The organism is Bradyrhizobium canariense (assembly GCF_018130465.1).
GTDB classification, from domain to species: domain Bacteria; phylum Pseudomonadota; class Alphaproteobacteria; order Rhizobiales; family Xanthobacteraceae; genus Bradyrhizobium; species Bradyrhizobium canariense_C.
On the sequence record NZ_JAFCKJ010000004.1, the window covers coordinates 386,856 to 404,931 of the forward strand.

The 18,076-nt window shown below is 64.6% G+C and carries 19 protein-coding genes, 1 tRNA gene and 1 pseudogene; 12 read left to right on the forward strand and 9 right to left on the reverse strand.

Annotated elements, in window-relative coordinates:
- The first annotated feature begins 8 nt into the window (after window positions 1-8).
- Together JQ591_RS15170 and JQ591_RS15175 are read left to right on the forward strand one after the other, a co-directional pair.
- On the forward strand, window positions 9-713 hold the full coding sequence (locus tag JQ591_RS15170; protein WP_211396803.1) for a response regulator transcription factor: 705 nt from the start codon (window positions 9-11) through the stop codon (window positions 711-713).
- Window positions 710-2,296 (forward strand): ATP-binding protein, encoded by a 1,587-nt coding sequence (locus JQ591_RS15175; RefSeq protein WP_211396804.1) that lies wholly within the window; start codon window positions 710-712, stop codon window positions 2,294-2,296. Before JQ591_RS15170 ends, JQ591_RS15175 begins: the two co-directional genes overlap by 4 nt.
- On the opposite strand, the gene JQ591_RS15180 is transcribed toward JQ591_RS15175, so the two are convergent.
- Window positions 2,293-2,433: a hypothetical protein gene (locus tag JQ591_RS15180; RefSeq protein ID WP_018321489.1), complete on the reverse strand. Its 141-nt coding sequence runs from the start codon at window positions 2,431-2,433 to the stop codon at window positions 2,293-2,295. The genes JQ591_RS15175 and JQ591_RS15180 overlap by 4 nt on opposite strands.
- A gap of 268 nt (window positions 2,434-2,701) precedes the next feature.
- On the opposite strand from JQ591_RS15180, the gene JQ591_RS15185 reads away from it, so the two are divergent.
- From JQ591_RS15185 to JQ591_RS15200, 4 genes are all read left to right on the forward strand, one after another.
- Window positions 2,702-3,106 (forward strand): DUF3606 domain-containing protein, encoded by a 405-nt coding sequence (locus JQ591_RS15185; RefSeq protein ID WP_211396805.1) that lies wholly within the window; start codon window positions 2,702-2,704, stop codon window positions 3,104-3,106.
- 22 nt (window positions 3,107-3,128) lie between these two features.
- Entirely contained in the window at window positions 3,129-3,623 is a 495-nt protein-coding gene (locus JQ591_RS15190) for a hypothetical protein (RefSeq protein ID WP_211396806.1), read from the forward strand.
- Window positions 3,624-3,759: 136 nt separating this feature from the next.
- The gene (locus JQ591_RS15195; RefSeq protein ID WP_211396807.1) at window positions 3,760-4,689 is read left to right on the forward strand and encodes an alpha/beta hydrolase; all 930 of its coding nucleotides are present in this window, start codon (window positions 3,760-3,762) and stop codon (window positions 4,687-4,689) included.
- Window positions 4,690-5,120: 431 nt separating this feature from the next.
- The gene (locus JQ591_RS15200) at window positions 5,121-6,347 is read left to right on the forward strand and encodes an ABC transporter substrate-binding protein (RefSeq protein ID WP_211396808.1); all 1,227 of its coding nucleotides are present in this window, start codon (window positions 5,121-5,123) and stop codon (window positions 6,345-6,347) included.
- A 237-nt stretch (window positions 6,348-6,584) separates the two neighbouring features.
- On the opposite strand, the gene JQ591_RS15205 is transcribed toward JQ591_RS15200, so the two are convergent.
- On the reverse strand, window positions 6,585-8,147 hold the full coding sequence (locus JQ591_RS15205) for an adenylate/guanylate cyclase domain-containing protein (RefSeq protein WP_211396809.1): 1,563 nt from the start codon (window positions 8,145-8,147) through the stop codon (window positions 6,585-6,587).
- 178 nt (window positions 8,148-8,325) lie between these two features.
- On the opposite strand from JQ591_RS15205, the gene JQ591_RS15210 reads away from it, so the two are divergent.
- Complete coding sequence (locus JQ591_RS15210) at window positions 8,326-9,417, forward strand: enolase C-terminal domain-like protein (protein WP_211396810.1); 1,092 nt, start codon at window positions 8,326-8,328, stop codon at window positions 9,415-9,417.
- On the opposite strand, the gene JQ591_RS15215 is transcribed toward JQ591_RS15210, so the two are convergent.
- Window positions 9,414-10,688 carry a lipase family protein gene (locus tag JQ591_RS15215; RefSeq protein WP_211396811.1) on the reverse strand — a complete coding sequence of 425 codons (1,275 nt, stop codon included), beginning with the start codon at window positions 10,686-10,688 and terminating at the stop codon, window positions 9,414-9,416. The genes JQ591_RS15210 and JQ591_RS15215 overlap by 4 nt on opposite strands.
- Window positions 10,689-10,851: 163 nt before the next feature.
- Here JQ591_RS15215 and JQ591_RS35745 point away from each other — a divergent pair.
- Window positions 10,852-11,018, forward strand: a pseudogene (locus tag JQ591_RS35745) (enolase C-terminal domain-like protein); the annotation flags it as partial.
- 9 nt (window positions 11,019-11,027) lie between these two features.
- Here JQ591_RS35745 and JQ591_RS15220 read toward each other — a convergent pair.
- Window positions 11,028-11,585 (reverse strand): RidA family protein, encoded by a 558-nt coding sequence (locus tag JQ591_RS15220; RefSeq protein ID WP_249136971.1) that lies wholly within the window; start codon window positions 11,583-11,585, stop codon window positions 11,028-11,030.
- On the opposite strand from JQ591_RS15220, the gene JQ591_RS15225 reads away from it, so the two are divergent.
- On the forward strand, window positions 11,584-12,048 hold the full coding sequence (locus JQ591_RS15225) for an NUDIX hydrolase (protein ID WP_211396812.1): 465 nt from the start codon (window positions 11,584-11,586) through the stop codon (window positions 12,046-12,048). The genes JQ591_RS15220 and JQ591_RS15225 overlap by 2 nt on opposite strands.
- Window positions 12,049-12,060: 12 nt before the next feature.
- On the opposite strand, the gene JQ591_RS15230 is transcribed toward JQ591_RS15225, so the two are convergent.
- The 4 genes from JQ591_RS15230 to cpdR all read right to left on the reverse strand — a co-directional run bounded on the left by JQ591_RS15230 (window position 12,061) and on the right by cpdR (window position 13,501).
- On the reverse strand, window positions 12,061-12,303 hold the full coding sequence (locus tag JQ591_RS15230; protein ID WP_211396813.1) for a hypothetical protein: 243 nt from the start codon (window positions 12,301-12,303) through the stop codon (window positions 12,061-12,063).
- Between the two features lie 14 nt (window positions 12,304-12,317).
- On the reverse strand, window positions 12,318-12,791 hold the full coding sequence (locus JQ591_RS15235; RefSeq protein WP_211396814.1) for an L-2-amino-thiazoline-4-carboxylic acid hydrolase: 474 nt from the start codon (window positions 12,789-12,791) through the stop codon (window positions 12,318-12,320).
- 201 nt (window positions 12,792-12,992) lie between these two features.
- A tRNA-Val gene (locus JQ591_RS15240) sits at window positions 12,993-13,067 on the reverse strand.
- 74 nt (window positions 13,068-13,141) lie between these two features.
- The gene (gene cpdR / locus JQ591_RS15245) at window positions 13,142-13,501 is read right to left on the reverse strand and encodes a cell cycle two-component system response regulator CpdR (protein WP_007597092.1); all 360 of its coding nucleotides are present in this window, start codon (window positions 13,499-13,501) and stop codon (window positions 13,142-13,144) included.
- A 350-nt stretch (window positions 13,502-13,851) separates the two neighbouring features.
- Here cpdR and JQ591_RS15250 point away from each other — a divergent pair, with 350 nt between their 5' ends.
- From JQ591_RS15250 to JQ591_RS15260, 3 genes are all read left to right on the forward strand, one after another.
- Window positions 13,852-14,742: an N-formylglutamate amidohydrolase gene (locus JQ591_RS15250; protein WP_211396815.1), complete on the forward strand. Its 891-nt coding sequence runs from the start codon at window positions 13,852-13,854 to the stop codon at window positions 14,740-14,742.
- Between the two features lie 532 nt (window positions 14,743-15,274).
- On the forward strand, window positions 15,275-16,057 hold the full coding sequence (gene hisN, locus JQ591_RS15255; protein ID WP_211396816.1) for a histidinol-phosphatase: 783 nt from the start codon (window positions 15,275-15,277) through the stop codon (window positions 16,055-16,057).
- Between the two features lie 18 nt (window positions 16,058-16,075).
- A complete protein-coding gene (locus JQ591_RS15260) occupies window positions 16,076-17,041 on the forward strand; it encodes a Bug family tripartite tricarboxylate transporter substrate binding protein (RefSeq protein WP_211396817.1) in 966 nt (321 codons plus the stop codon).
- A 104-nt stretch (window positions 17,042-17,145) separates the two neighbouring features.
- On the opposite strand, the gene JQ591_RS15265 is transcribed toward JQ591_RS15260, so the two are convergent.
- The gene (locus JQ591_RS15265) at window positions 17,146-18,036 is read right to left on the reverse strand and encodes a LysR substrate-binding domain-containing protein (RefSeq protein ID WP_211396818.1); all 891 of its coding nucleotides are present in this window, start codon (window positions 18,034-18,036) and stop codon (window positions 17,146-17,148) included.
- Between the last annotated feature and the right edge of the window lie 40 nt (window positions 18,037-18,076).

The following is an 18,076-nucleotide window of genomic DNA, read 5'->3' on the forward strand; positions in this document are numbered from 1 at the left end:
AGATTTCCTTGGCGCATCGCATTCTCATCGTCGACGACGAGGGCCACATCCGCGAGGTCATCCGCGTCGCGCTGAAGAAGGCCGGCATGGACGTGATCGAGGCGCGCGACGGCAAGGAGGCCCTTGCCCGCTTTGCCGCCGACAGGCCCGATCTCATCGTGCTCGACATCGGCATGCCTGAATTCGACGGCCTCGACGTCTGCCGCGAAATCCGCAAAAGCTCGGACGTGCCGATCCTGTTCCTGTCGGCGCGCGACGAGGAGATCGACCGCATCCTCGGCCTCGAGATCGGCGGCGACGATTATGTGACAAAGCCTTTCAGCCCGCGCGAGCTCGTTGCACGGGTCAACGTCATCCTGCGAAGGCTCAGTCCACGCAATGGCGAGGCCAAGGCGGGGCCGTCGGCACTCGCGCAAGGCAGCCTGCTGATCGATCCCGAGCAGCATGTCGCATCCTTCGCCGGCACGCAGCTGAAGCTGACCGCGATCGAGTTCGGCATCCTGCGCGCCTTCCTGACCCGGCCGACCTCCGTCTTCAACCGCGAGCAGCTGATGCGGGCGGCCTATCAGCTCAACATCCAGGTCTCCGACCGTACCATCGACAGCCACATCCGCAACATCCGCGCCAAGCTCGCGGCACTGGCCTGTGACAACGTCATCGAGACCATTCACGGCGTCGGCTTCAAGCTCGGCCGTTGCGAGAAAGAGGCATGAGCGCGGCGCCCGACAAATGGCGGCCCTCGCTCACCCTCGTGATCTTCACGGTGCTGGCGACCGTCGGCGTGCTGCCGCTGGTCGGCCTGTTCTTCTTCCGTCTCTACGACAACCAGCTGATCCGCCAGACCCAAGCCGAACTGATCGCGCAGAGCCGCGTGCTCGCGACCATCTACGCGCAAGAGGTCGCAGCAAAGCTCGATGGCGGCCTCACGCTCGGCGCGGAGGTACCATCAGGCGTGCTGCCCGACCCCGGCGACCAGGTCACGCCGATCCGTCCCGCGCTCGACCTCACCGCCAACGATTTATTGCGGCGGCGCCCCGATGCGCAGGCAGCAATCCGGCCGGCGCAGCCTGCCTATGTCGAGATCGGCGCAAAGCTGACGCCGATCATCCGCGAGACCCAGAAGGTGACGCTGGCAGGCTTTCGCATCCTCGATCCCCAAGGCGTGGTGATCGCGGGACGGCAGGAGGTCGGGCAATCCCTCGCGCATATCGAGGAGGTCGCGGACGCGCTGCACGGGCAATACCGCGCCACCTTGCGCAACCGCGTGCCCGATAAGCCGCCGCCGTCGATCTACTCCTTCAGCCGCGGCCTCGGTGTCCACGTGTTCTCGGCGATGCCGGTCATCGTCAACAACCGCGTCGCGGGGGTGATCTACACCACGCGGACGCCGAGCAACATCTTCGACCATCTCTACCAGGAGCGGGCAAAGTTCGTGCTGGCGGGGCTTGCTGTGGTCCTCGGCACGATCGCCATCGGGCTGGTGTTCTCGCGCACCATCACGCTGCCGATGCGCGAGCTGATCGATCGCGCCACCAGAATAGGCCGCGGCGACCGCGAGGCGTTCAGGCCGCTCCGACATTACGGCACGCGCGAGTTCGCCCAGCTCTCGCACAGCTTCCTCGGCATGGCCGAACAGCTCGCAAGGCGCTCGGACTATATCGCGACCTTCTCGGCCCACCTCACCCATGAGCTGAAATCGCCGCTGACCTCGATCAAGGGCGCGGCGGAGTTGCTGCAGGATTCGATTCAGGGCAAGTCAGGCAGCCTAACGCCGGCCGAGCAGGAGACGTTCATCGCCAACATCCTGTCCGACACCCAGCGGCTGGAAGCGATGGCGCAGCGGCTGCGCGAACTCGCGCGTGCCGAAAGCCTGCCGCAAAACGAGCGCACGGAATTGGCGCCCGTGATTGCCGACCTCAGGAGCCGGTTTCCGGCGAGCTCAATCGAGGCCAGCGGCAGCCTCGACCTGATGATCGGCATGTCAGCTGAGAAGGCGCTGATCGTGCTGTCGCACCTCGCCGACAACGCGATGCGGCACAAGGCTGGGACAATCAGGCTGGAGGCGGCGGACGAGCGGACGACCCTGCTTCTGACCGTGAGCAATGACGGCGAGCCGATCTCAGCGCCGAACCGCGACAGGATATTCGACGCGTTCTTCACCACCCGCCGCGACCAGGGCGGCACCGGGATGGGGCTCGCGATCGCGCGCGCGGTGATGGCGAGCCATGGCGGCTCGATCAGGCTCAAGCCGACCGATCAGGGCGCGGCGTTCGAGCTCCAATTCCCAATTGCCTAGATCGCGAACACCCAGGCGGCGACGATGGTGCCGATGGTGACCAGACCGGCGATGGTCCAGCCGGCGGCGTATTCCAGCTCAGGATGACCGGTCGCCCGCATGATCTCTGCCGGATCGGCGGTATGCTTGTGTGCCATGACAGCCTCGCACGTGTTTTCCCGTGTCATGGATAAGTCGCATCAGCCTCCAAAAGGTTCCGTCACGGAAGCGCGAACAACAAAAAATGCGAAAACAACCCCATGCACAGTAAAAGCCGCGTTCCGGCATGAGGCCGGGTCACCCCGCACAAGCATCTGACACACCGGTGCAAAACGCCCGTTTCGCGCAATCGCCGGCCGCCCCCGCCTTGCCTTCCGAATTCGGTTGCATGCTAGACTGGATGCGATCCACGGCAGGAGGGAAAGCATGGCCGACGACAAGGCAAAGCGGGGCGGAGCCGATCGGGCGCTGATTGCGCTCACCGAGAAGTACGAAGTCGCCTACTGGTCGAAGAAGTTCAAGGTGACGCCGGCCAAGCTGAAATACGCCGTCAAGAAGGTCGGCCACTCCGCCAAAAAGGTCGAGGCCTACATCAAGCTTCAGAAGCACCGCGCCGCCGACAAGAGCCGGATCGCGCTCGGCGAAGCCTATGAGGTCCGCTACTGGTCGAAGAAATTCAAGATCACTCCGGCGAGGCTGAAGGCCGCCGTCGCCGCGGCCGGCCATTCGTCAAAGAAGGTCGAGGCCTATCTCGCGGCCCAGAAGGCGGCGAAGAAGAAAAAGGCCAAAAAGACCACCAAGAAGGTTGCCAAGCGGAAGAAAGCGGCTTGAGACTCAGGTCCGTGGAGGCAAGATGAAACCCGGTCGATCGATCCTCGCCTGCGCCCTCGTTGTCGCAACCGCCTGCGGCGTCGCCGAAGCATCCGGCGCGACGCCCGCAAAAGTCTCGGGCTCGACGGCGCTGGCGCTCGCGGGGGTGATCGCGCCGCTGTCGCCCGTCCTGTCCGGTGCCGAGAAGAAGGCAATGGCGATGCTGTTCGCCGCCAACGGCGACATTCCCTACAAGAAGCCGATCGTGGTGACCGCCGACAGAATCGTCTGCCGCACCGGCAATGTCGACATCACCGTGCGGAACTGCGAGGTCACCTTCGGCAAGAAGACCAGGACGGTGAACGGCTCCACGGCCAACGAGATCTTCGCCACCGAAGCACTGGCCGGCATTCCGCCCGACGGCGCCGCGGGATCGACTTTCGAGAGCCTGACCAAGCTGAGCTGCACGATCGACCCCAACGCCATCAGGCGGAAGGACGGCAGCGGGGCGGATTGCACGTTCCAGCCGGGGAATTGAACCACGCGCGGAGAACCAGCCGGGGGAGAACCACGGGTGCCGTGAAATCGCCTCAAGACCAGCTAACTAATAAGGCGAATTGAAAAGACGGGCCAAACGCGCGAGCCCATATCGGGCACGCAGGGCCGACACCGACATGAAGAATTATCTCGCATTTTTCCTTGTTCTGACCGTCACGGCGGCCTCCGCACACGGCCCCTTGCCGGCGCGGCTGGCGGCGCCGTCCGACCTGGTCCGGGTGGGCCTCACCGACAACGACACCACCGCGGGCGGCACCGCGCGGCTGTGCGAGCAGGTCACCTTCTCGCGCGGCCTGCGCTACGGCGAGAGCGAAGCCAATGTGCTCGATGTCGCCACCAGCACGACCAAGGCGGATACGCCGCGGCCGGTGCTGCTATTCGTGGCCGGCGACACCTTCACCGGCGACCGCGCCGCGCCGGAGCTGTCGCGCCAGATCCAGGACCAGGCCATGTGCTTTGCCGCGCGCAACGACATGATCGGCGTGCGCGTCAACTACCGGCTGGCGCCCTCGGCGACGTGGCCGGCCGGCGCAACCGACGTGGCGGCGGCGCTGTCCTGGATCCACGGCAATATCGACCTGTTCAACGGCGATGCCCGCGAGATCGTCGCGGTCGGCTACGGCGCCGGCGCCTTCCATGTCGCCACCCTGCTGGCCCATCCCGAACTCCAGACCGACCGCGCCGATGTCGCGGCGGTCGTGCTGGTGTCCGGGGTCTACCGCGCCGGCAAGGACGCGAGCGACAGCGAGAAGGCCTATCTCGGCAGCGACGCCAGCCAGTACAACAACCGTTCGGTGTTCCCCGGCATCCTCAACGTCGACGTCCCGATCGTGCTGGCCTGGGCCGCGGACGATTCCGCCGGCATCACGGCTCAGGGCGAAACCCTGAAGAAGACGCTCTGCGGCGCCGGCCATTGTCCGCGCGCCACGCTGCTGCGCAGCCGCGACGGCATCGCGAGCGCCTTCGGCCTCGACGGCTCCGGCGACAGTCTCGCCGAGCCGACGCTGCTATTGGTGCATCAGCTCGAGGCGCGCGGTCTGCCGTAGCGGTTTGCTGCGGACACAGCTCTGGCAACGTCATGGCCGGGCCCGCATATCACTGCTCCATACGGGCTACGAATCCCGTGCGCGGCAACCAGTCCATCACCGTCACCCTGAGGTGGCCGCTTCTTCAGCGGCCCTCGAAGGCGACGGCCCGGCTCTCTCCGCGCAGTAGCAGTGATGGGCGTTCATCCTTCGAGGCTCCCCGCGCGATGCTTTCGCATCGCGCCGCTCGCACCTCAGGATGACGGAACAACGTATTCGCCTTTCCACAACGCAAGCGGCGCGTCAGCATGTCTGCCGTTTCGTTGCAGCTGGCATACACGGCCTTTAAGCAGGCAATCCGGCCACAGGATCGCCAAACGCTTGACGTAGATCAACTCGCCTGGGTGCGGATTAAGCCGACCTCGTTGGGGGCCAACGACAAGGTGTCGAGCATGCGCGTCACCGGCAGACTGCTGTTCGTCCTGACCGTCGCCTTCGCTTCGCTCGGCGCGATGTCGCAGCAACAGCATTCCGAGCAGCCCACGAGCGACAAGGAAATCCGCATCGGCAATGTCATGCCGTATTCGGGACCGCTCTCCGAATTCGGCGCCATCGGCCAGGCGGAAGCCGCCTATTTCGACATGGTCAACGCGCGCGGCGGCATCAACGGTCGCAAGATCCGCTTCATCACCCGCGACGACAATTCCGATCCGACGACCGCGCTGGAGCTGACCCGCAATCTGGTCGAGACGGACGACGTGCACCTGATGTTCGGATCGTTCGGCACGCCCGGCAATCTCGCCACGCGCCGGTATCTGAACGAGAAGAATATCCCGCAGCTGTTCGTCGCCTCCGGCGACGAGGAGCTGAGCCAGGCCAAGGCGTTTCCCTGGACCATGGGCTGGCAGCCGTCGTTCCGGTCGGAGGGGCGCATCTACGCCAACTACATCCAGGCCTATTATCCCAGGAAGAAGATCGTAGTGCTCTGGCAGAACGACCAGTTCGGACGCGCGCTTCTCAAAGGCATTGAGGAAGGTCTCGGCGATCTGAACCGTCTCATCCTCGTCGACATCGCCTTCGACCTTGCCGATGAGCATCTCGACGGCCACGTCTCGATCCTCAAGCGCGCGGGCGCCGATATTTTCGTCTTTCTCGGCGTGCCGTCGACAGCGTCCAAGGTAATCAAGCTGGCGGCGTCACTCAAATGGCGCCCGGTCTTCATCGTCAACGACGCCTCCGCCTCGATCGCCAATGCGATGGCGCCCGCGGGCCTGGAGAATTCGGCCGGTGTGATCTCGGCAGCCTTTCTGAAGGATCCGAGCGACCCCGCATGGAAAGACGATCCCGCCATGAAGGACTGGTTCGCCTTCATGGACAAGTACCATCACGTCGAAAGCACGAACAACAGCGCTGCGCTCTATGGCTACGCCGCGGCCGAGGCGCTGACGCAAGTGCTGAAGCAATGCGGCGACGATGTCTCGCGCGAGAACATCATGCGTCAGGCGGCGTCGCTCAAGGGCTATCAGCCCTCCGTTGCGTTACCCAACATCAGGATGAGCACCTCGTCGAACAGCTATCTGCCAATCCGGCAGATGCGGCTGGTCCAGTTTGACGGCCGGTCGTGGCAGCCGTTTGGTGAGGTGATCGAGACGGCGTTCACGGAAGGTGCGGCGCGGTGAGCCTGCTCAGGCGCATCATTTGCTGGGCCACCCCTCTCCCCCGCCCTCCCCCGCAAGGGGGGAGGGAGCGCAGCGGAGCACGTGGCCACGCTGTGCCCTCATCGAGGCTGCCCTAGTGAATGGAGTCATTCGCCGCGAAGAAGGTATGTTCCCTCCCCCCTTGCGGGGGAGGGGTAGGGAGAGGCGTACCACACGGGGACTCTCTCGATCAGAAAAGCGGTTACGTAAGTTCGCGTCTCACGCCGGCTTCAGCGAGGCCAGCGCGCTTTCCAGCAGCGAGCGGACCCGCGCGGCATCGCCCGATTTCACGACGGCAGGATCGAGATAGAGCTCCAGCCCCGGTGCGCGCTCGGTGATGACGCCGCTCTTTTCAGCCGAGGCATCGTTCAGCGCGTCGACCGAATAGGGAATGATTTCGCGGCTGATGCCCTTCATCGTGATCGCGGGCAGCGCATGCGCGCGGACAGTCTCGCTGACCAGCGCGAAGGTTTCGTAGCTCAGCACGATGCCGCCGGGCTCGGCGATCGATTGCAGGCGCGCGGCGAGGTTCGCCTCGGCACCGATGATGGTGTAGTCCATGCGGTCGCTGCTGCCGAAATTGCCGACATTGCAATAGCCGGAATTGATGCCCATGCGGGCCTTGAACGGCAGCTCGATGCCGGAAGCGCGCCATTTCGCATTGAGCTCGGTGAGGCGGTGCTGCATGCGCCAGGCCATCTGGAGGCAGGCCTGCGCGTCGGCGCGGTCGCCCTTGGTTTCAGGGTCGCCGAAGAAGATCAGCATGGCGTCGCCGATGAACTTGTCGATGGTGCCGCCATATTCGTGCGCGATCGCCGACATCTCGGTGAAATATTCGTTGAGGAGCTGGGTCAGCAATTCCGGCTGCAGCCGTTCCGCCGTCGCGGTAAAGTTCTGGATGTCGGAGAAGAAGATGGTGAGCTTCTTGCGCTCGGTGTGGATGGTGACGTCCTTCTGGCCGCTGAAGATGCTCCGGTAGACCTGGGGCGGGATGTAGCGCGAGATCTTCATCGAGAGCGAGGCGAGGAAGTCGTTGGCGGATTCGAGCTCCCTGTTCATGCCCTTGATGCGGCTCGCCTGACGGCGCTGGAGCGAGAGGAACGACAAGCCGCTGCCGGCGGCGATCAGAAAATAGGCCAGCAGGAACTTGAACGAGAAGATGTTGGCGGCGATCGGCTGGGCGATGATCACCTCCTGGATGCCTCTGATGTCGCCGACCTTCCAGTCCTTCTTCGGGCTCTCGGGGTGGCTGTTGTGGCAGCTGACGCAGGCCGGGCCCATCACGACGGGAGCGACCAGGCGGACCTTGTCGTTGAAAAGCGAGGTCTCGGTCTCGACGATCTTCTGCTCGGGATCGGCGCGCAGGGCTTCCAGCGCGTCCTTCTCGAACTTGTCGAGCTGGTGGGGGGCGCGGTTCTGGAACGGGAAGTCCGAGACGAAACGGTAGGTGATGTTTTCCTGCTGCGCCCCGATCACCCGCCCGAGCTCCAGCGACAGCGTGGCCGGGATCGGGATCGCGCCGGGGACCGATTCGTAGTTGTGAACGACCCTGGTGGCGCCGTTCGGGTTGGCGAGGACACGACCGACCACGTTGGTCGCATAATAGCTGCGCACGCTGGTGATGACCGAATTGAGATCGGCAGCCTGCCGGCGCAGCGCCGTCTTGCTCAGCTCCGTCAGGTCCAGCCATACCGCCAGCGGCAGGGCGAGCAGCAGGAAGGCGATCGCGGCGCCGGTCAGGATGCCGCTCTTGCGCTGTTCTTCGGAGATCTCTTGTTTCACTCTGTGGCTCCGTTGCGGACGTCTTTGTCGCGAACTCGGGGGATTCGCGGCACAGAGCCCGCAAACACGGGCCTGCGCAACCCCATTTTATGGTGGTCGCGGCAAGCGCCTTTTCGTTTCGTGGCGAATGTTTAAGATCAGCATCAACCTCCATTCACTCCGCCGGGAGATCCTCCAAATGACCGGGACCATCCGTATCAAGCGCTTCAATGCGCGCCCCGTGATCGTGCCGATGAACCTGCCGCTTAAAACCTCGACCGGGGCGGTCGCAAAGGCGCCGCTGGTGCTGATCGACTGCGAGACCGATTTGGGCGCAACCGGGCACGCCTATCTGTTCTCGATCACCCCCTCGGCCTTGAAGTCGCTGACGGCGATGGTCGCGGAAATGTCAGAGCTGCTTGCGGGCGACGAGCTGCTGCCGTTCGAGATCGAGCGCAAGCTGACCCAGCGCTTCACGCTGCTGGGGCTCGCCGGCCTGCAGCGGATCGCGCAATCCGGCATCGACATGGCGGCATGGGACGCGCTGGCGCGCGCACGCGGCCTGCCGCTGGCGCGGCTGCTCGGCGGCGCGCCGAAACCGGTCACGGCCTACAATTCGAAGGGGCTCGGCATCATGCCGGCGGGTGCCGCGGTGGAGGAAGCCCACAAGCTGCTGGCCGAGGGCTTTCAGGCCGCAAAAATCCGCGTCGGCCGCCCCGATGCGCGGGAAGACCTGAAGGTGGTGCGCGCGGTGCGCAAGGCCGTCGGCGACGACGTGACGCTGATGTGCGACTACAACCAGGCGCTGACGGTCACCGAGGCCATCCACCGCGGCGAGATGCTCGACGATGAGGGCCTGACCTGGATCGAGGAGCCGATTCGTCACGACGACTATTCCGGCTGCGCCCGTATCGCGGATGCGTTGCGCACTCCGGTCCAGATCGGCGAGAATTTTGACAGCGCGTTCGCGATGCAATCGGCCCTGCTGGCGGAATCCTGCGACTACGTGATGCCCGACGTGCAGCGCATCGGCGGCGTCACCGGCTGGCTGCGCGCGGCGTCACTGGCGCACGCCGCCGGGATCGAGATGTCGACGCATCTGTTCTCCGAAGTCAGCGCGCACCTGCTCTGCGTGACACCGACCGCGCACTGGCTGGAATATGTCGATTGGGCCGACGCGGTGCTGGCGACGCGGCTTGCGATCAAGGACGGCTTTGCGCTGCCGAGCGAGGAGCCCGGCAACGGGATTGCGTGGGACGAGGACGCGGTGAAGAAGTATCTGGTGAGTTAATCGTTGAAAGCGATCCCTTTCGTGGCCTCGCCCGGAGCACCGGGCTCGGAAATTTCCGCGCAATTGCCCTGCGGCTTTTGTCCGGCGAGCATGCCGCGGAAGAACGCGAGCGCATCCGGGAAGGCTGCGTTCAGGCCGCCATTGTGCGTCGCGCCGGGATAAGTCTTCCAGATCACATCGTTGCCGGCCGCGCACAGCGCCGCGACTTCGGCATATTGCCGTGTCGGCACCAGCGTGGAATCGGCAAGACCGGTACCGAGCAGCATCGGCACCTTCAGGCGCACGGCCTTCATGTCCGTGATCGGCGTCAACCGCGCCAGCACATTGGCCATCGGCTCGACATAGACGTTCTCGGCGGTAACGCCGTCCTTGCGCGCGACCTCGCGCATCTCCGGCGTGCAGCTTTCACGCGCCGCCTTCAGGACCGGCTTGCCCTTGTCGGAGACGAGATCGTCGGCGGACGGCGCGCCGTCCGGCAGCGAACCGCCGAGCAGCATCAGCGACGTATAGATCGGCGAGGCGATCGCGGTCGTCTGCGGCGGCTTGTAGGGGCCGTCGGGGAAAGTCGAAACCAGGCCCGTGGCCACGGTGGCGATCAGCGGCACGTCGGGCGCGTAGCTTTCCGCGATCACGGTCGCCCCCATTGCCGCGCCCGAGCCTTGCGATTGTCCGGTGACGAAAACCTTTGAAGCGAGCTTGTCGCGATATGCAGCAAGCGCGGCGCGCACGCCGTCGAGCACGGAGCGTCCTTCCGCCTCCCAGATCAGATAAGGATGCGGCCCCGCTCCGCCGAGCCCCTGATAATCGGTCGCCACCACCGCAAACCCGTTCTCGAGCCAGCGCTGGATGTAGGTGGCATCGCGCGGCTTGTGCCCGGTCCAGGACGGCGCACAGGAATCCGACACGCCGAGCGTGCCGTGCGCCCACGCGACCAGCGGCCAGCCTCCGGCCGGCGGCTCACCCTTGGGCAGATAGACCGTACCGCTCACCGGCACGATACCGGCGTGCCAGCGCACATCCGTCGATGTGTAGAGGATGCGCTCGGCGACACCGGCGCTCGTGATCTCCGGCTGCGCAAGCATCGCCTCCCTGCGCAGCGTCACACCGGGGCTTTCGGGGAGGGTTTGCGACCAGCGATAAAAGCCGGACAGGTCCTGATCGCCCACTTTCGGTCCCACGGGCAACGACGAGTCCGCATGCGCCTGCGAAATCACGAGGCCTGTGACGATGGCCAGCGCCATCATCGATTTCGCGATCGGGGTTGTGAACATGGGCGTCTCCAGTTCCTTTGCAGCGTGCCGCATTTTTGTTGGCGGGTTGATTGCCGCGGCCATGCGCTTTCGGCGCCGATTATGGAGACGATCGCGCGCAGGTCCAAGTCCATTTCAGATACGTCTTTTTCGGACATGTCTTTTCAGAGATGGGCGGATGCCGGTCTGCGTGACACCAACCGCGCACTGGCTGGAATATGTCGACTGGGCCAACCCGGTGCTGGCGACGCGGCTTGCGATCAAGGACGGCTTTGCGCTGCCGAACGAGGAGCCCGGCAACGGGATTGCGTGGGGGACGAGGCGGCGGTCGCCAAATATCTCGTCACATAAGGCGGCCTGCTACGACCGAACAGCGGCAATCATACTCAGCTCGACCGGAGCGCCCCGCGGCAATTCGGCGACGCCGACGGACGTCCGCGTGTGACGACCGCGATCGCCGAGGCGTTCGATCAGCCGGTCGGAGGCACCGTTCATGACTTGCGATTGCTGGGTAAATCCAGGCGCCGAAGCAATGTATCCAACGAGTTGCAGGACCTGGACGATCCTGTCCTCTCCGCCCGCTGCGTGGTTGATGGCCGCAATGCAGAGATCGGCGCAGAGGGCTGCAGCCTCCTGCGCGGCCGCGATATCGACATTTGCGCCGACCTTGCCCGCATATAGCAGGTCCTCACCGCGACGCGGCAGCTGGCCGCTGACATACGCAATTCCATCATGAATGATCACCGGCACATAGTTGCCGCCGGGCTTGTTCACACTGCTCATCTCGATAAACTGCCTTATTCTCACATCCGGCGTAGCGGATGACCGGACCATGGCAGGCGCCGAGTCCCGGATCAAGCCTGCGAGGCCCTTGCCGCACATTGCGCAGCGGCAGCGCGCACGATAACGATCCTCCATGACCCCATGGCGCCCGCATCCCCACATCAGAGTCGTGGCAATCGGTCTGCACTGGCGGGACGGACGCCTCCTGGCGGCCGAGGTTCGCGACGACGCGGGCCGGATCAAGGGCGTGCGTCCGCTCGGCGGCGAGATCGAGTTTGGCGAGAGCTGGCGGACGGCACTCGTACGGGAATTCTGCGAAGAGCTCGGCATCGGCATCACCATCACGGGCGAGCCGTCGATGATGGAGAACATCTTCCTGCACGAGGGAGCGACCGGGCATGAGGTGATGTTCATCGCGGAGGTCGCGTTTCCCGGCGGCGCGTTCAGCGGCCAGGATCGAATCGATTTCCGCGAGGATAACGGGGAGCAGATCATCGCCCGCTGGTTCGACCTCGCCGGCCTCGACATCGAGGGCGGGCCGAGCCTCTATCCGGCCGGGCTAAAGGACCTGCTCGCCCCGAAGAAGACGTCCAACTGACAGACGCTCTCGCTACCACGTCTCCGCGCCGGGGATTTTCTTGCGCACCGCCCGGCGCTGGATCCAGATGCAACGACGGACGGCCGTATTGGAGCGGCCGACCGCGGATAATCCTTGGCCGGCCTGTAGCAATGGCGCCATGCTTTCGCGCAGCGTACGGCAGCGCTGGAGCTCGGCCTGCCAGTCGACGATGGCTGCGTCAGCCCGCGACGCAATCAGCGACAGGACCGCCACGGCAAGACAGCTCGCTCGCATGGCCCGTAGTCCCTTCACCGTGATCCGCCCGGATCGCGCCGGTAGCGGAAATCGCAATGCGGCGCGCCTTGCATGATGGTCTGCGTCCGCGTCAGCGCGACGTCGGGGCCGAAACCTTCCGCGGTCGCAAAGTCGGCGGTGCAGACCAGGAGAAAGCCGAGGTCGGGCTCGCCCAGCGCCTTGTAGAATTCGGCATAGGCGCATCGCGTGACGTCGAAGGCGAAGATGTCCCCAGTCTGCTCGATGACGTCATAGGCGAGCGCGTCGTCGCGGGCATAGGTCTTGAAGGCGGACCCGACGGCCTCGCCGAGATTGGCCTCGTCCTTCGCTTTCCAGAACTCCTCGCCGAAGCGGCGATAGAGATCGCCCAGCGCGGCCCGTACCAGCGCATTGGCGCGCGCCTCGCCGAGCTCGGCCTGGAGCGCCTTGACCAGCGGGACCAGGACCTGCGCCTGGATCTTCGCTTGTTCGATGACGGAAACGCTCATGTGCGACCTCGCGCCTGACGCGGCATCGTAACCCGGAAGGAGCGAAGCGTAATCCGGGTTTAATGCCGGATGACGAGATTCACGGATTGCGCGAAGCGTGGTCCGGGCTGCGCGCGTCGGATGCGTTCGGTTGTTGAGGCTTGGCCGATGCCCGCTGAGCTTCGGCAAGGCATCCTTCTCTCGGCTATCGCGAGCAAAGGATGGTGGGCGCGACAGGGATCGAACCTGTGACCCCTACCATGTCAAGGTAGTGCTCTCCCGCTGAGCTACGCGCCCTAGATGTCGTCTAGATCGGGTCGGGTCCCTATAACGGCTCAGGAGAGCCGGTGCAAGGACGGAAGGGGACCGATTTAAGCCGCCAGCATCTTGTTCACTTCGCTGACCAATTCGCGCAAATGCACGGGCTTGGACAGCACCTTGGCGTTCTTGGGGGCGTCCGAATCCGAGTTCAGGGCGACCGCGGCGAAGCCGGTGATAAACATGATCTTGATGTCGGGATCGAGTTCCGAGGCCCGGCGGGCGAGCTCGATGCCGTCCATCTCCGGCATCACGATGTCGGTGAGCAGCATCTCGAACGGCTCTTCCCGCAGCCGCTGATAGGCGGCCATGCCGTTGTCGTGGGATGAAACCTGAAAACCGGCGTTTTCCAGCGCCTTGACCAGGAAACGGCGCATGTCGTTGTCGTCTTCGGCGAGCAGGATCTTTGGCATGGCGGAAATGTCGAATCCCCAGAGGATATCAGCAAAGGTCACTAAGCCCGACGGAGGGTAAATTTGGGGTGAAAATCTTTACCCTGAGCCGGCTGTGCGTGCCGGCCCCCCTTGTGAACCTGAACGCAGTTCGAATCAATCGAGCTGCAGCCGCTGATCCCCACCTCGCTGCCCGCAGGGTTAAGACATGTTCCAGCGGAGATCACATCTTTTCGCTTGGCAGGATGGTTGCGATTCCGGACAATGACGACACATAAGAGCCGCTCGATCGGCCGAATCAATGCGTTGAGGCCCGTGCCGGGCTTGCCGGATCGTGCGGCGCCTGACACCAAGGGACGAAGCCTGAGAAGATGACCCGGTTTGACGGCGACAAGTCGCCAGCCTTCGAGATCGTTGAGCCCGCGCAATGGCGCGCGCCTGTCATCTTCAACTCGCCCCATTCCGGCTCGACCTATCCGGACGAATTTCTCGCGGCGTCCAGGATCGACCTGCCGACGCTGCGGCGTTCCGAAGATTCCTTCATGGACGAGCTGATCGGCCATCTCAGCGACCGCGGCTTTCCGACCGTGCGGGTCCACTTTCCGCGCTCCTATGTCGACGTCAATCGCGAGCCCTACGAGCTCGATCCCCGGATGTTCACAGGGCGCCTGCCGAGCTTTGCCAACACCCGCTCGATGCGGGTTGCCGGCGGCCTCGGCACCATTCCGCGCGTGGTCGGCGACGGCCAGGAAATCTATCGCGACCGCATCCTGGTCGACGACGCGTTGGGGCGGATCGAGACGCTGTACAAGCCCTACCATCGCGCGCTGCGCCGGCTGATCAACAAGGTGCACCAGATGTTCGGCACCGTGGTGCTGGTGGACTGCCATTCGATGCCCTCGGTCGGCGTCTCCCGCGACGAGCCGCGCCGACCCGACATCGTGATCGGCGACCGCTACGGCACGAGCTGCACGCCGCTATTGCCCGACCGGGTCGAGGAGACCATGACCGGGCTCGGCTATTCGATCGGCCGTAACAAGCCCTATGCCGGCGGCTTCATCACCGAGCATTACGGCAACCCGGCCAGTGGCCTGCACGCCGTGCAGCTCGAGCTCAACCGCGCGATCTACATGGACGAGCGGCGGCGCGAGCGCAGTCCGCGCTTTGCGCGCGTGGCGTCGGACTTCGGCGTGCTCGCCGACGTGCTGGCGACCACGGTCCCGTTCGGCGATCTCGGCCCGTTCCAGGCCGCGGCGGAATAGGCGCGACGTTTTTCGAACGATTGTGTTGTGTGCGATCAGCGCGAACGCGTTTCGCGACGCGCATTGAAATGAAAGCCAAGGCTGAAAGAAATTAGAGGCTGAAAGAAAAAAGGGCCGCTTCTTATGAAGAAGCGGCCCAAGTCTAGGGAGGAAACGCCCAAGGAGGGCAGCGGTAACGCAGAGCGCTACCGCACCGCAACAATATGCGGCCGCGACGCACAAAGCGCAAGGGCTTTTGAGCCGTTTCCCATGCAAAACGGACATGGCTCAGTTGCTTCCAGAGAAACCCAGATTCAGTTCCTTTGATAAGGAAATTCAATGGGTTGATAGTCATTTGCATACGAACAAGGCAAAATCGGAACTAAGGTTTCAACTCAATGATCGATTTTTGGCCAGCGCATGACTTTGATGAGGCGCCCACTTCCGGCATCCAAAATACCAGGGTGCAAAAGCAAGACAGCGCTGCACGATCCTTCCGATTTGAGCTAGGCAGGAGTGAGCTTCACCCGACTTTCGTTTTTGAGGACACGCCGTGACGGTGATCGATTTCTCCGCCTTCATCGGACGGCTCGCCACCGCCTCCGGCGAAACCATCCTGCCGTTCTTCCGCACCTCGCTGTCGATCGAGGACAAGAGCAAGACCAAGGATTTCGACCCCGTGACCGAGGCCGACCGCGCCGCGGAGGCGGTGATGCGGCGTCTGATCAAGGCCAACTTTCCCCAGCACGGCATCGTCGGCGAGGAATTCGGCAACGAGCGCGAGGATTCGGACTATGTCTGGGTGCTCGACCCCATCGACGGCACCAAATCCTTCATCGGCGGCTTTCCGATCTGGGGCACGCTGATCGCGTTGCTGCACAAGGGCACGCCGGTGTACGGCATGATGCACCAGCCCTTCATCGGCGAACGCTTTTCCGGCGACAGCGGCTCGGCCCATTATAAAGGCCCCTCCGGCGAGCGCCGGCTCCAGGTCCGCCGCTGTGCTTCGCTGACGGAGGCGACGACCTACACCACCAGCCCGCTGCTGATGAACGAGCGCGACCGCGCCATCTTCGGCCGTATCGAAAAGAGCGCGCGGCTGTCGCGCTATGGCGGCGACTGCTACTCCTATTGCATGCTGGCGGCAGGTCACGTCGATCTCGTGGTCGAGACCGAGCTGAAGCCCTACGATATCGCCGCCCTGATCCCGATCGTGACCGGCGCCGGCGGCGTCGTCACCACCTGGGAGGGCAAGCCGGCGCAGGGCGGCGGCCGCATCGTCGCGGCCGGCGACGCCAGGGTTCACGAAGAAGCACTGAAACTGCTCAACGGATAGGCGACCCAAGAGGCTTGTATGAAAAACTGGCGTAAGCTCTTCCTCGCAAGCCTGCTTCTGTTTCCCACCCTCGCCTCCGCCCAGAATTTCCCGGCCAAGCCGATCAAGCTGATCGTGCCGTTCCCGGCCGGCGGCCCCAACGACATCATCGCGAGAGTGATCGGCCAGCGCATGTCGGAGCTGTCGGGACAGCCGGTGCTGATCGACAATCGCGGCGGCCAGGGCGGCGTGCTCGGCACCGATGCCGTCTCCAAGGCTGCACCTGACGGCTACACCATCGCGATCTCCAGCGCCGGCGCGCTGGCGATCAGCCCGAGCATGGAGAGGGTCGCCTACGATACGCTCAACGACCTCACGCCGGTGACGCTGGTCGCAACCGTGCCGGAAATGTTGGTGGTCGCCACCAATTTGCCCGCGAAAGACATCGCCGAATTGATCGCGCTCGCCAAGGCGCAGCCGGGAAAACTCAACTTCGCGTCCTCCGGACCCGGCAGCCTGCCGCATCTCGCCGGCGAATTGTTCAAGCTGACGGCCAAGATCGACATCGTGCACGTGCCCTATCGCGGCGCGGCGCCGGCCGTGAACGATCTGCTGGGCCAGCAGGTGCAGATGACGTTCCTGGATCTCCCCGTGCTGCTGCCGCAGGTCAAGGCGGGCGCCCTGCGGCCGATCGCAGTCGGCTCGGCCGAGCGCGCCCCGACGGCGCCTGACGTGCCGACCACCGCGGAAGCGGGCTTTGCGGACCTGCGCATCGAGAACTGGTACGGCATGGTCGCGCCGAAGGGCACGCCGAAGGAGATCGTCGCAGCCCTGCATGGTCTCGCCACCAAGGCGATGGCGGATCCCGCGGTGAAGGAAAAGCTCGCCGCCCAGGGCGCAACGCTGGTCGGAGATGAGCCGGAGCATTTTCGTCAGTTCATCGCGGACGAGACAAAGAAATGGGCGAAGGTGATCAAGGACGCCGGGGTCGAGACGGCGAAGTAGCACCCGACGCGGCCGCAAGCTCCGCTGCGTTCCCTCCCCCCTTGCGGGGGTGGGAGCGCAGTTGAGTTCGCGACCACGCCGGAGGCTCATATCAACACGCTCGCTCACACCGCCTCTGCCCGCAAATGCTCCACCAGCATCTTCGCCGGGCGCGGCAGCGTCTTGAAGCTTCGCGCGCAGATCACGAGTTTGCGGTTGGCCCAGGCATCGCGCAGGCGGACCATGGCGAGCGGCATCAGCTTGGCGCAGCGGCGGGCGGCGGAGATCGGCACCAGGGCGACGCCGACGTCGGCGGCGACCATCTGGCAGATCGCATCGAAATCGCGCATGCGCGCGCGGTAATGCGGCCGCAAGCCGAGCCGGGCGGCGTGCTTCGAAATATGCATCTGAAGCGCGGTGGCGCTGGTCAGCCCGACGAAGTCGCAACTGCCGGCCTCCTGGAAATCGATCTGGCGGCGGCCCGCGAACGGGCCGCGCCGCGACGTCACCAACGTCAAATGATCCTCGCTGAAGACGAAGCGCTCGATGTGATCGGGCAGCGCGTGCTCGGCGGCGAATCCGAGATCGGCGGCACCGGCGGTGATCGCGGCCGCGATGTCGGTGCTCTCGCGCTCCTCGATGTCGACGGCGATATCACGATGCTCGTGCAGGAAGCCGGCCAGCGCCTTTGGCAGATGCTCCGACAGCCCCGAAGTGTTGACCAGGAAATGCACGCTCGCGCGCACGCCGCTGGCAAAGCCCGCGAGATCGCCGCGCATGGCGTCGATCTGGTGAATGACGAGACGGGCATGATCGAGCAGGCTCTCGCCGGCCGCGGTCAGCTCAACGCCGCGGCGCCCGCGCTTGAGCAGCGCGACGCCGAGCGCATCCTCCAGCCCCTTGATGCGGGCACTGGCCGAGGCCAGCGCCAGATGCGACCGCTCCGCGCCGCGGGTGATGCTGCGCTGGTCGGCGACCGCGATGAACAGCTGGAGGTCGACGAGGTCGAAGCGCATCGCGGGTCCCTTCAGCCTTCGTTCCAGACGAAGGCTTTCT

Coding starts and splice junctions, on each gene's coding strand:
- JQ591_RS15175 (WP_211396804.1), top strand. CDS start 710: ATGAGCGCGGCGCCCGACAAATGGCGGCCCTCGCTCACCCTCGTGATC.
- JQ591_RS15180 (WP_018321489.1), bottom strand. CDS start 2,433: ATGGCACACAAGCATACCGCCGATCCGGCAGAGATCATGCGGGCGACC.
- JQ591_RS15185 (WP_211396805.1), top strand. CDS start 2,702: ATGGCCGACGACAAGGCAAAGCGGGGCGGAGCCGATCGGGCGCTGATT.
- JQ591_RS15190 (WP_211396806.1), top strand. CDS start 3,129: ATGAAACCCGGTCGATCGATCCTCGCCTGCGCCCTCGTTGTCGCAACC.
- JQ591_RS15195 (WP_211396807.1), top strand. CDS start 3,760: ATGAAGAATTATCTCGCATTTTTCCTTGTTCTGACCGTCACGGCGGCC.
- JQ591_RS15200 (WP_211396808.1), top strand. CDS start 5,121: ATGCGCGTCACCGGCAGACTGCTGTTCGTCCTGACCGTCGCCTTCGCT.
- JQ591_RS15210 (WP_211396810.1), top strand. CDS start 8,326: ATGACCGGGACCATCCGTATCAAGCGCTTCAATGCGCGCCCCGTGATC.
- JQ591_RS15215 (WP_211396811.1), bottom strand. CDS start 10,688: ATGTTCACAACCCCGATCGCGAAATCGATGATGGCGCTGGCCATCGTC.
- JQ591_RS15225 (WP_211396812.1), top strand. CDS start 11,584: ATGACCCCATGGCGCCCGCATCCCCACATCAGAGTCGTGGCAATCGGT.
- JQ591_RS15220 (WP_249136971.1), bottom strand. CDS start 11,585: ATGGAGGATCGTTATCGTGCGCGCTGCCGCTGCGCAATGTGCGGCAAG.
- JQ591_RS15230 (WP_211396813.1), bottom strand. CDS start 12,303: ATGCGAGCGAGCTGTCTTGCCGTGGCGGTCCTGTCGCTGATTGCGTCG.
- JQ591_RS15235 (WP_211396814.1), bottom strand. CDS start 12,791: ATGAGCGTTTCCGTCATCGAACAAGCGAAGATCCAGGCGCAGGTCCTG.
- cpdR (WP_007597092.1), bottom strand. CDS start 13,501: ATGCCAAAGATCCTGCTCGCCGAAGACGACAACGACATGCGCCGTTTC.
- JQ591_RS15250 (WP_211396815.1), top strand. CDS start 13,852: ATGACCCGGTTTGACGGCGACAAGTCGCCAGCCTTCGAGATCGTTGAG.
- JQ591_RS15260 (WP_211396817.1), top strand. CDS start 16,076: ATGAAAAACTGGCGTAAGCTCTTCCTCGCAAGCCTGCTTCTGTTTCCC.
- JQ591_RS15265 (WP_211396818.1), bottom strand. CDS start 18,036: ATGCGCTTCGACCTCGTCGACCTCCAGCTGTTCATCGCGGTCGCCGAC.